The sequence below is a fragment of the Collimonas fungivorans genome, from assembly GCF_028292705.1.
Lineage (GTDB): Bacteria > Pseudomonadota > Gammaproteobacteria > Burkholderiales > Burkholderiaceae_D > Collimonas > Collimonas fungivorans_B.
On sequence record NZ_JAQGLV010000363.1, the window covers coordinates 1 to 11,566 of the forward strand.

The following is an 11,566-nucleotide window of genomic DNA, read 5'->3' on the forward strand; positions in this document are numbered from 1 at the left end:
TTTGCCTGGACGCGCGCCAGATCGGCCGCAAGCTGTCCGGGCAACTGCACCTGGGCCTGATCGGCCATGCCGCCATGAGCGCCAACGCGCGCCTGAGCCAGGCCATCGCCCGGTTCCGCGCGCGCGACGAGGCGGTGACGCTGTCGTTGGCGGTGCTGGCGCCGGGCCAGCTGGAGGAAGAAGTGATCAACGGCCGCCTCGACCTTGGCATCGGCTATTTCTGGCATCGCTTGCCGAACCTGGAATACCTGCCTCTGTATACGGAACACCAGGTAGCTTATTGCGCCGCCGCGCATCCGCTGTTCAGGCAGGCCGGAAAACTGACGACAGCCGCATTGGCGCAGCACGACTGGGTCTGGCGCAGTTATCCGCTGCCGGAGGCCGACGGCCCGGGCGGCGTATTTTCGCCGGCGCGCGTGACAGCGCTGGCCGACAACATGGAGGCGGTCGCAGTCCTGATTTTATCGGGGCAGCATCTCGGCTTCCTGCCGCAGCACTTTGCCGCACCCCTGGTGCAGCAGGGATTGCTGGCGGCGCTCAACCCGGCACTGCTGTCCTACGAGGTCACCCTGCACATGGTGGCGCGCCGCCAGTCCAGCCGCGGCGAAGTGCTGCAGGCGTTTCTGGATGACCTGGTGGCGGAGCACCGCGAAGCGGGGTAATAGCGGCCATATACCTGCCATACAAGGAACCGATGTCGCGGTCGCCGGTTTGGATGAGATAATGTGGCGTTATTACACGCATTCAGATTGCCTCTTATGTCACAATTCGCTCCGCTCAAGAACGATACTTTCCTGCGCGCGCTGCTGCGCCAGCCAACCGACTACACGCCGCTGTGGCTGATGCGCCAGGCCGGCCGTTACCTGCCGGAGTACCGTAAAACCCGCAGCCGCGCCGGCTCCTTCATGGGGCTGGCGACCAATCCCGATTACGCGACCGAAGTCACGCTGCAGCCGCTGGAGCGTTTCCCGCTGGATGCCGCCATCCTGTTTTCCGACATCCTCACGGTGCCGGACGCGATGGGCCTGGGCCTATATTTCGCCGACGGCGAAGGTCCCAAGTTCTATCGTCCATTGCGCGATGAAAAAGACGTGATGGCGTTGCAAACCCCGGACCTGGGCAAGCTCGACTACGTTTTCAAGGCGGTCACCCAGATCCGCACCGAACTCAACGGCCGGGTGCCGCTGATCGGTTTCGCCGGCAGCCCGTGGACCCTGGCTTGTTACATGGTCGAGGGTGAAGGTTCGCGCGAGTTCCATACCGTCAAGACCATGCTGTACAACCGCCCGGACCTGATGCACCACGTGCTCAGCACCAATGCGGCAGCGGTGGCTGCTTACCTGAATGCGCAGATCGACGCCGGCGCCCAGGCCGTGATGATTTTCGATTCCTGGGGCGGGGCGCTGGCGGACGGCGCCTACCAGGAGTTTTCGCTGGATTACATGCGCCAGGTGGTGTCCCAGCTGCAGCGCGAAAAGGATGGGGTGCCGATTCCGGCTATCGTATTCACCAAGGGCGGCGGCCTGTGGCTGGAACAGATTGCCGACATCGGCGCCGATGCCGTCGGCCTCGACTGGACCGTCAACCTGGCCGAGGCGCGGGCCCGCATCGGCCAGCGCGTCGCCTTGCAGGGCAATCTTGATCCGGCGGTGCTGTTTGCCAATCCGGAGCAGATCCGCAGCGAAGTCGCGCGCCTGCTGAACGCCTATGGCGCGCCGCAAGCCGGCAGCGGCCATGTATTCAACCTGGGCCACGGCATTTCGCAATTCACGCCGCCGGAATCGGTCGCCGTCATGGTTGAAGCTGTGCACGAAATCAGCCGTAAATTGCGCGGATAGAAGCTTGCCGGCAAGAACCAATGGCTGCTACTTGCTGATGGATGCTGTTACACGCTGTCACGCATAACACATTCGTCTGCAATCCGGAGATTGGCACGCGCTAGTTATGCACAAAATAAATCTGCTGCACCACGGAAATTATTTATATCTATATTTTTTATTTTCCGCTTGAGACTGTTTTGTAAGTATTTGATTTAAAAGGATTTATTTTCTGCTTTTAGTTTAGGCAATTTATTGAAACCCGCATCAAATATGAGGCTGCAGCCTGTCAAGAGCAGGTTACCCACAAAGTTATCCACAGACATTGTGGATAATTTGAAAAGCGCTTATGAAACCGATGCTTAGGGCATTTCCTCATGTTTTACATTAAGTGAAATCTTAGAAATTAGGGTTTACCCTCGATTTCGAGGAATTGACATCGGGCTAATTTTTCCGGTGCGAAACTGATGGAATGGGTGGAAAAAGTGACATGGTGGTGCATCGCCATGGATTTGAATGTGGACCTGATTGTTACCTTGCCGTTGCTGCTCTGTTACCTTTTTCTGCTTTGTTTTGGGGCATTGCGAATTTAGTTATGCACATAATTTTGTTTCCGCAAGGCGATTTTTTAAAAACGGAAATTTTTTTGCCCGCCCAGAATGTCCAACTTAAGTCTTTGATTGTAAATAGTATTTTTATTGATACTAGTTTGGGCAAGAGCCTGGAAATGCCGTAAACAGGCGCTTCCACGTTGTTTACGCAACCTTGTCCACAAAGTTATCCACAGATCTTGTGGATATTTTCAAAAGCACTTATGAAACCGATAGTTAGCCTATTTCCTCGGGAATTACATTAAGTTCGTGAAACAAAGCATTCTCCAAATCGTCCTCGATACTCCCCTGGATAGCAGCTTCGATTATCGCTGGCAAGCCAGCGATGAAAGCGAAGCTGCGCCGCAAATCGGCCAGCTGGTCCAGCTTTCTTTCGGCCGCCGCGAAGTGGTCGGCATGATTGTCGGCACCAGCGCCGAGAGCGACGTCCCCGCCGAAAAATTGAAAAATGTGCAAGCGGTGCGCCACCAGCTGCCGCCGCTGTCGGCGCAATGGCTGGCCTTGTGCCGTTTTGCCGCCGATTATTACCAGCGGCCGCTGGGCGAAGTGGCGTTGCCCGGCCTGCCGAAAAACCTGCGCGCGCTGACCACCGTGGCGCTGGACCGCGGTTTGAAGAAACTGCAGCAAAGCGGCGCCGCGCACGATGCGACGCCGATCGACGTCGCGCAGCTGAATCCGGCGCAGCAGCAGGCGGCCGACGCCATTGCCAGCGCCACCGGGTTTGCGCCGACGCTGCTATATGGCGTCACCGGCAGCGGCAAGACCGAGGTTTATCTGCAAGCGGCGGCGCAGATCCTGGCGCACAGCGAAAACGGCGCTGATAACCCGTCGCAGATCCTGATCCTGGTGCCGGAAATTAACCTGACGCCGCAGCTGGAAGGAAACATCCGCGCCCGTTTCCCGGGCGTGATGGTGGCGACCTTGCACAGCGGCCTGGCGGAGGGCGAGCGCATGCGCCACTGGCTGGCGGCGCACCTGGGGCAGGCGCGCATCATCCTCGGCACCCGGCTGGCGGTGCTGGCTTCGCTGCCGCACCTGAAGCTGATCGTTATCGACGAAGAACACGACCCGTCCTACAAGCAGCAGGAAGGCTTGCGTTATTCGGCGCGCGACCTGGCCGTGTGGCGCGCCCACCAGCTGGGGATTCCTATCGTGCTGGGCTCGGCCACGCCGTCGCTGGAAACCTGGCATCACACCCAGTCCGGCCGCTACCGGAAACTCGAACTGCGCGAGCGTGCGGTCAAGGACGCCGTGCTGCCGCTGGTGCGCCGGATCGACATGGAGCGCGACAAGCCCAGCGAGGGCTTGACCTCGATCCTGGTCAGCGCGCTCAAGCAGAGACTGGAGCGCGGCGAACAGTCGCTGCTGTTCCTGAACCGGCGCGGTTATGCGCCGGTGATTGCCTGCGACGCCTGCGGCTGGGTCAGCAACTGCACCCGCTGCACGTCCTTCATGGTGCTGCACAAACCCGAACATCGCCTGCGCTGCCATCATTGCAGCCTGGAGCTGAGGATCCCGAAATCCTGCCCGACCTGCGGCAACGTCGACCTGCAGCCGCTGGGGCGCGGCACGCAGCGGCTGGAAGAGGGATTGCAAGCGATGTTTCCGGAAGCGCGGGTGCTGCGCATCGATGCCGATTCGACCCGCCGCAAGGGCAGTGCGCAAGCAGCGTTCGACAGCGTGCACCGGGGCGAAGTGGATATCCTGATCGGCACCCAGATGGTCGCCAAGGGACATGATTTCAAGAACCTGACCCTGGTCGGCATCCTCAATCCCGATACGGCGCTGTTTTCCCACGACTACCGCGCCAGCGAGCGGCTGTTTGCGCAACTGATGCAGGTGGCGGGGCGCGCCGGCCGCGCGGCGCAGAAAGAGGGCGGCAGCGCCAGCGAAGTGCTGATCCAGACGCGTTATCCGCAGCATCCCTTGTATGCGGCAGTCATCGCCCACGACTATGATCGCTTCGCCACTTCGCTGCTGGAGGAACGTGCGCAAGCCTGCCTGCCGCCCTACATCTATCAAGCCTTGCTGAGGGCGGAGGCGAAGGAGCTGGAAACCGCGATTGAATTTTTACAGCAGGCCGCACACTGCATCGAGCACGACGGCATCACCATGCACGATCCGATCCCGATGACCATGACCCGGGTCGCCAATGTCGACCGCGCGCAGTTGCTGATCGAATGTCCCTCGCGCCCCGGCTTGCAGGCTTTCCTGACGGATTGGATGGCCCAGCTGCGGCAGATCAAGACGCGCGCCAAATGGTCGCTGGAAGTGGATCCGGTCGATATTTGATTTAACGCGGCTAGTGCCTTTGCTCCGGCACCGAACGGGAAAAGATCCGCACCACAGAATCCATGTGCGCCCGCATCGCGCGCCGCGCCGCCACGGCATCGCGCGCCTGCAGCGCTTCCATGATCAGCTGATGCTCATGTTCTGAACGGTTCGGCATGTCTTTCGAGCTGTATAGCGTCTGCAGGCGCTGGAACATCATGCCGTACTTGCGCCCCAGCAGGTGGCTGACCAGCAGCAGGTAAGCCGGGTTGCCGCTGGCTTCGGCGATGCGGATATGGAACAGGCGGTCGCCCGGATGGGTGTGCGAGCCGCTGCGGTTATCCTCGACATTGCGCGCATACGCTTCGGCGATATTGCGCAACTGCTCATCGCTGGCATTTACCGCAGCCAGCGCCGCCGTCTCGGGCTCCACCAGGCGTCTCGCCTGCAGCAGCTTGAACGGCGGGATTTCGTCATCCAGCCCAAGGTTGATTTCCAGGTCCAGCTCCGGATCGATTTCCCAGCCGCTGCGATGCGCCGCCTGCTGCAGGGCCGAGGCCTGGCTACCGTTATCGTGCGCGGTCTCTTCTTCAGTACGCGGCAACACCATCACGCCGTTGCCGACGCGGACGCTGACGACGCCGATTACTTCCAATGCGATCAAGGCTTCGCGCACCGACGTGCGGCTGACGCCGAATTGCTTGGCCAGTTCGCGTTCGGGCGGCAGGTTGTCGCCGGGGCCGTATTCGCCGCGGTCGATCATGTCGCGCAGCTGGTCGGCGATTTGTTGATACAGGCGGCGGTTATGTATAACTTGTATGGGCATGGCAGTAAGGAAAGATATTTTTCATATTGTGCCACGGCGCGCCAGCTGCGAACCTAAGCAAGTGGCGTCGACGCCCATCCAGCCGCCAATAAATGACGGGAATGGGCTGCCGCGCCGGTTGCTCGCGGAATTTCTGCTGTGCTAGTATTGGTCCAGCCAATAAACCTTTTCAGTATAAAATATTAACCCGAGTAAATCCAGAAAATCGGAGATAACCGCATGAGATTACAAGGAAAGCGCATTCTGGTGACTGCCGCGGGCCAGGGCATCGGCCGCGCCAGCGTCCTGGCGTTTGCGCGTGAAGGAGCGCAGGTGCTGGCGGCGGATATCAACCCCGGCTCTCTGGCGGAAACGGCCAGCGCGGCAAACGCCGCCGGGCATCCGGTCCGGACGGTGCAGCTCGATGTCACCGACGCCGCCGCGGTATCGGCGCTGGCGCAGGCGGAGCAGAGTTTCGACGTGCTGTTCAATTGCGCCGGTTTTGTCCATCACGGCAGCATCCTCGATTGCAGCGAACAGGATTGGGATTTCTCATGGGATCTCAACGTCTCTTCCATGTATCGCCTGATCCGCGCGCTATTGCCGGGCATGCTGGCCAAGGGCGGCGGCTCCATCATCAACATGGCGTCGGCCGCCTCCAGCGTCAAAGGCGTGCCCAACCGTTTTGTCTACGGCACGACCAAGGCGGCGGTGATCGGCCTGACCAAGGCGGTTGCGGCGGACTTTGTCGCCCAAGGCATACGCTGCAATGCCATCTGTCCCGGCACGGTCGAATCGCCGTCGCTGCGGCAGCGGATTGCTGAACAGGCGCGCCAGCAAAACGTGGATATCGCCCAGATCGAAGCCGCGTTTGTCGCCCGCCAGCCAATGGGGCGGATCGGCAAGACCGAGGAAATCGCGGCGCTGGCGCTGTACCTGGCGTCGGACGAATCGGCATTTACCACCGGCGCGATCCATGTGATCGACGGCGGCTGGTCCAATTAAGCTGCGCCGGCGCAGCCATTCAAGCTAGCGAGTCTCGACAATATGCGTTACTGCCTTGCGCTGGACCTGAAGGACGATCCCGGCCTGATCGGCCGTTATGAAACCCTGCACCGCCGCATCTGGCCTGAGATCGCCGCCCATCTGCGCCTGCATGGCGTGCTCGGCATGGAAATCTATCGCCTCGGCACGCGCCTGGTGATGCTGATGGAAACCGACGACGCGGTTTACAGCCCGGAGCGCATGGCGAACGCCGCGCGCTCCGATCCCAAGGTGCAGGAATGGGAAACCCTGATGTGGGAGTTCCAGGCAGCTACGCCATGGACCCCGGCCGGAGAAAAATGGGTGGCGATGACGCAGATCTTTGACCTGAAACAGCAACCCTGAACCGTTTCAGGTTTCTTCACTGTCGTCACGGCTCTCGTTATTTGAAAGAAACCAGTCGCCGCATCCCGGCGGCTGCACAATGTCGCCGCTCACCGCGGCGCAGTAGCGGCCCAGTTCGATATCGTTGCCCAGGCCCAGCTTCTTCATCGCGGAAGCTTTTTGCAAGCTCACCGTTTTCACGCTCTTGCTCAGGCGCTGGGCGATATCGCGCAGGCTGTTGCCCGCCGCATACAGACGCAGCACCTCGGTTTCGCGCGGGCTCGGGATGCGGCTTTTGGCCTGACCGTTGATGCCGTTCTGCAGCAGGGCCTGGAAAGATGGCCCCATGTAGGGCGAATCGTTGCCCAGGTGGCGGATGGTCTTGCCGATTTCGGGGATTTCATCGCTTTTGTGCAGCAAGCCGTTCACGCCGCTGTTGACGATCTGGTACAGCACCACCGGCAGTGCATTCATGGTCAGCACCACCAGCCAGGTTTGCGGATGATGGCGCCTGATGTAAGACAGCAGGTGCAAGCCGTCGCTGACGCGCACCATCGGCATCGAGAACTCGGTGATGACCAGGTCGCAGGGGGTCGATTCCAGGCACCTGACCAGCGCATCCGAGCTGGTGACGCAGGCCACGACGCGGCAATCCGGCACGTGGTTGAGGTAGTTGCGCACCCCTGCGGTAAACACGGGGTGGTCGTCCGCCAGAACAATCTTCACATTGATTACTCCATCGAAAATATCAGACAGGATCGGAACGGCCCGGGAAATTCCGCAACTCACCGGCGCCATATTGCAGCGTGGTCGATTCTAGTTATTTTATTGTTAAGTTATCCATTAGACTATGAAATTAAGAGATTTACTTATATATTTAATAATGTGCAAACCCGATACTTCCTATTCAATAACGATAAGTAGAAACCTAGGGAGACACCGTTCGTTCATCAATTGCGGGGAGGCAATTTCATGACCAAGATTATTCTGGCCGACGACCAGCCAGCCATCATTTCAGGGACACGCCAGTACATCGAACAGATGCCGGGTTTTGCCGTAGTGGCGACGGCGTCTTCGACAGCGGAACTGTCGGAGCGCTTGCTGGATACGCCATGCGACCTGCTGATCACGGAGTTTTCACTGCCGATCAACCGCATTGGCCGCGGCTGCGCCTTGTTCCGGCAACTGAAGAGCAATTACCCGTCGCTGGGGCTGATCGTGCTGACCATGATCGATATTCCCGCGGTGCTGTACCAGATCACCAATTGCGGCGTGAAGGGGCTGGTGCACAAGAGCGACGAGATAAGCGAGCTCGGCCGCGCCATGCTGGAGGGGTCGCATGCGACGCCGTATATCGGCAAGGCGGCGCTGCGACTGTTGAAAAAAGGCCCGAGCGGCAGGCTGCCGACCAGGCGCGAAACGGAAGTACTGAAGATGTACGTGGTCGGCAACAGCCTGCGGGAAATCGCCGACCGCCTCAACAAGAGCGTCAAGACCGTGGGTTTGCAAAAAGCCTCGGCGATGAGAAAAATGGGGCTGCGCAACGATATCGAGCTGGGCAGGTATTCCTGCACGATGGGCCGTATCGGCCAGCCGTTCTGACGATTTTTTGGGTGGATCTCGGTGCATTGGAGACCTCATGCGGTCGAAGCCGTTATACTTGGTGGAATAGCCGGTAAGTCTGGCCGACAGAAAGCAAGTTCCATGAACGGTATCAAGCAAGAATCCAATTCCACCAACCCGCAAGCGTCCAAGCACGAAATCCGCCCCGGCCAGTCGATAGAGTTGCTCAAAGAGTTACATATCCTGACGCGCGACGGTAAATTGAACCAGGACAGCCGCCGCAAGCTCAAGCAGGTATATCATTTATATCAATTCATCGAGCCGCTGCTGCAGGAAATCCAGCAGGAACAGGGCGGGGTGCAGCTGGTCGACCATGGCGCCGGCAAATCCTATCTTGGATTCATCCTGTACGACCTGTTTTTCAAGACATTGACCGACAACTCGCATATCTTCGGCATCGAAACCCGCGAAGAGCTGGTCACGAAATCGCAGGAACTGGCGCAGCGCCTGGAATTTCCGGGCATGTCCTTCCTCAATCTGTCGGTGGCGGAATCGATAGGATCGGCTTTGCTGCCGGGCCGTATCGACGTCGTTACAGCCTTGCATGCGTGTAATACCGCGACTGACGATGCAATTGAATTTGGCTTGAAGAAACAGGCGCGTTTCATGGTGCTGGTGCCTTGCTGCCAGGCGGAAGTGGCCTCCGTGCTGAAAAAGAACAAGGGCAAATCGCTGGCGAAAGAAGCGCTGACCGAAATCTGGCGCCACCCGCTGCATACACGCGAATTCGGCAGCCAGGTCACCAACGTGCTGCGCTGCCTGCAACTGGAAGCGCATGGCTACCAGGTCAGCGTCACCGAACTGGTAGGTTGGGAGCACTCGATGAAGAATGAACTGATCATTGCCAGCTACAAAGACCTGCCGCGCAAGCGGCCGACCGAACGCCTGCAAGAAGTCCTGCACACCCTGGGACTGGAAGAAATGCAAGAACGTTTTTTTACCGCTGCGTAATCCACGGAGATTCATCCACATCATTTTGCAGCATCCGCCTGCCGCAAGCGGGCCGTCCACCATCGCACCACTTAACCCGAGGAGAGTGACATGAGTAAGACGAGTAGTTCACATGCCGTTAAAGAGTTCACCAAGGCGCCGCCGACCGAAGAGGGGCTGACCGAGACCGTGCAGCACATCACGGCCGGCGTCGGCGAGTTCGGTGTCCTGAATCCTGCTGCGCGCGCAGCACTCGTCCTCAAGGTTACCGAGCAGTGGCAGCAGGATTTCATCGTTAAATTCCATATTCCCGCGGATCCCGCGAAAGCCGGTGAAGAATACGCCGCGATAGAGCAGGGCGACAAATATCCAAGCTTGTCGGAGCCGGTGCGCGAAGCCGTATTGCAACGCTTTGACGAACGCTACGGCGACGGCGGTCCGCGCTCGTGGTCCGCGCTGAACGGCAAGTAGGTTCCCATCCTGCCAGGCCTCGGGGCGCGGGAAACAGCGCCCAGGCCTCATCCATTCCGGTTTTCATCGCTATCATGTCGATGTCCGAAAACCGCTAGACACTGGTAAATATTGGCGCGATCATGGTTCGATGGAACTCGATCACGACACCTGCTACCGGGCGCTGGCCAGCCGCGATGCGCGCTTTGACGGACGTTTTTTCATCGGCGTCAAAACCACCGGCATCTATTGCCGTCCGATTTGCCCCGCGCGTACCGCCAAATCCGAAAACGTACTGTTTTTCCCTACTGCCGCTGCCGCACAGGAAGCGGGTTTTCGTCCATGCCTGCGCTGCCGCCCGGAAGCTGCGCCCGATTCCGGCGCCTGGCGCGGGGTTGCCAACACCGGTGTATCCAATATCGTGACGCGCGCACTGGCGCTGATTGAAATGGGGGCGCTGGATGACAATGGCATGGACGCGCTGGTCGCGCGGCTGGGCGTGGGCGAGCGGCAATTGCGCCGCCTGTTCGCCCAGCATCTGGGAGCATCGCCGGTTGCCGTGGCGCAGACGCGCAGGGTGTTGCTGGCCCAGCAGCTGCTCCATGAAACCCGCATGCCGATTACCGAAATCGCTTTCGCCGCCGGGTTTGGCAGCATCCGCCGTTTCAACGAAGTGTTCCAAAACCTGTTCCAGCGCCCGCCCAGCGCATTACGCCACGGCAGCCAGCCGGAACAATCGGCGCAAGCCGGGGTAACGCTGTTGCTGCGTTACCGCCCGCCCTACGACTGGCCGGCCATGCTGGCGTTCTTGAGCCCACGCGCGATTACCGGCGTGGAACTGGTGGCGGACGGCTGTTACTACCGGAGTATCTGCCTCGACGGCGCGCATGGAACCATTGTCGTGCAGCAGGGCGAGGGCCATGCCTTGAAAGCCACCATCCGCTTCCCGCGACTGTCGTCGTTATCCGCCATCATCGCCCGTCTGCGCCGGATGTTCGACCTGGCAGCCGACCCTGAAATCATCAGCCGCCAGCTGTCGGCTGATCCCTTGATGGCCAGGCTCACCGCCGCCCGGCCCGGCCTGCGCGTACCGGGCTGCTGGGACGGTTTCGAACAGGCGATGCGCGCAGTGCTGGGCCAGCAGATCACAGTGGTTGGCGCCATCAGGCTGGCGGGCAAGCTGGTGGCGCAGTACGGCGAAGCGCTTAGCGATCCTTGCGCAGACCGGCCGGGGCTGACCCACGTCTTCCCGCAAGCCGCCGCCGTGGCAGCTGCTGACCTGGCGCCGCTGGGCATGCCGAAAACGCGCGCCGCTACCTTGTCTGCAATAGCGGCAGCGCTGGTGGCCGACCCGCAGTTGCTAGATACCTGCGCCAGCCTGGAAGAGGCCGTATTGAAATTGCGTGCATTGCCGGGCATCGGCGATTGGACCGCGCAGTACATGGCGCTTCGCCACTTACGCGAGCCCGATGCGTTTCCGGCGGCCGATGTGGCCTTGATGCATGCGATTGCGGTTCACGAAGGCGCCAGGCCGAACGCAAAGGAACTGACGCTCCGGGCAGAGGCCTGGCGGCCGTGGCGTGCCTATGCGGCACAGCATCTTTGGTCGTCGCTTGTCTGAGTTTGCGTCGGCTTGGCGCGCTGCCATTCAAGTTCGTGAGGTATCCGCCATCACGGCTTGCTGGACGTAC

At 60.1% G+C, this 11,566-nt stretch carries 12 protein-coding genes; 10 read left to right on the top strand and 2 right to left on the bottom strand.

All coding sequences use genetic code 11. The annotated features are described in order from the left end of the window. The 4 genes from JWQ61_RS20105 to JWQ61_RS20120 form a co-directional block, all read left to right on the top strand. The coding region (locus JWQ61_RS20105; RefSeq protein WP_304362071.1) for a substrate-binding domain-containing protein at positions 1-662 on the top strand (662 nt) is incomplete at its 5' end. Positions 663-758: 96 nt separating this feature from the next. After that, positions 759-1,838: a uroporphyrinogen decarboxylase gene (gene hemE / locus JWQ61_RS20110; protein ID WP_041742784.1), complete on the top strand. Its 1,080-nt coding sequence runs from the start codon at positions 759-761 to the stop codon at positions 1,836-1,838. 469 nt (positions 1,839-2,307) lie between these two features. Further along, positions 2,308-2,553 (top strand): hypothetical protein, encoded by a 246-nt coding sequence (locus JWQ61_RS20115; RefSeq protein WP_304362072.1) that lies wholly within the window; start codon positions 2,308-2,310, stop codon positions 2,551-2,553. A 124-nt stretch (positions 2,554-2,677) separates the two neighbouring features. Beyond that, the gene (locus JWQ61_RS20120) at positions 2,678-4,720 is read left to right on the top strand and encodes a primosomal protein N' (protein ID WP_304362073.1); all 2,043 of its coding nucleotides are present in this window, start codon (positions 2,678-2,680) and stop codon (positions 4,718-4,720) included. A gap of 10 nt (positions 4,721-4,730) precedes the next feature. On the opposite strand, the gene JWQ61_RS20125 is transcribed toward JWQ61_RS20120, so the two are convergent. Beyond that, positions 4,731-5,525 carry a FadR/GntR family transcriptional regulator gene (locus JWQ61_RS20125; protein WP_304362074.1) on the bottom strand — a complete coding sequence of 265 codons (795 nt, stop codon included), beginning with the start codon at positions 5,523-5,525 and terminating at the stop codon, positions 4,731-4,733. Between the two features lie 219 nt (positions 5,526-5,744). On the opposite strand from JWQ61_RS20125, the gene JWQ61_RS20130 reads away from it, so the two are divergent. Together JWQ61_RS20130 and JWQ61_RS20135 are read left to right on the top strand one after the other, a co-directional pair. Next, positions 5,745-6,509, top strand: a complete 765-nt coding sequence (locus JWQ61_RS20130; protein WP_304362075.1) for an SDR family oxidoreductase — start codon at positions 5,745-5,747, stop codon at positions 6,507-6,509. Positions 6,510-6,551: 42 nt separating this feature from the next. Beyond that, complete coding sequence (locus tag JWQ61_RS20135) at positions 6,552-6,893, top strand: L-rhamnose mutarotase (protein WP_304362076.1); 342 nt, start codon at positions 6,552-6,554, stop codon at positions 6,891-6,893. Between the two features lie 6 nt (positions 6,894-6,899). Here JWQ61_RS20135 and JWQ61_RS20140 read toward each other — a convergent pair whose 3' ends face one another. Further along, complete coding sequence (locus JWQ61_RS20140) at positions 6,900-7,598, bottom strand: response regulator transcription factor (RefSeq protein WP_304362077.1); 699 nt, start codon at positions 7,596-7,598, stop codon at positions 6,900-6,902. A 246-nt stretch (positions 7,599-7,844) separates the two neighbouring features. Between JWQ61_RS20140 and JWQ61_RS20145 the strand changes: the two genes are divergently transcribed. The 4 genes from JWQ61_RS20145 (at position 7,845) to JWQ61_RS20160 (ending at position 11,496) form a co-directional block, all read left to right on the top strand. Then, a complete protein-coding gene (locus JWQ61_RS20145; protein ID WP_304362078.1) occupies positions 7,845-8,474 on the top strand; it encodes a response regulator transcription factor in 630 nt (209 codons plus the stop codon). A 102-nt stretch (positions 8,475-8,576) separates the two neighbouring features. After that, complete coding sequence (locus JWQ61_RS20150; protein ID WP_304362079.1) at positions 8,577-9,446, top strand: SAM-dependent methyltransferase; 870 nt, start codon at positions 8,577-8,579, stop codon at positions 9,444-9,446. Between the two features lie 90 nt (positions 9,447-9,536). After that, positions 9,537-9,896 carry a hypothetical protein gene (locus JWQ61_RS20155; RefSeq protein WP_014008336.1) on the top strand — a complete coding sequence of 120 codons (360 nt, stop codon included), beginning with the start codon at positions 9,537-9,539 and terminating at the stop codon, positions 9,894-9,896. Positions 9,897-10,026: 130 nt separating this feature from the next. Beyond that, the gene (locus JWQ61_RS20160) at positions 10,027-11,496 is read left to right on the top strand and encodes a DNA-3-methyladenine glycosylase 2 family protein (RefSeq protein WP_304362080.1); all 1,470 of its coding nucleotides are present in this window, start codon (positions 10,027-10,029) and stop codon (positions 11,494-11,496) included. Positions 11,497-11,566: the final 70 nt, after the last annotated feature.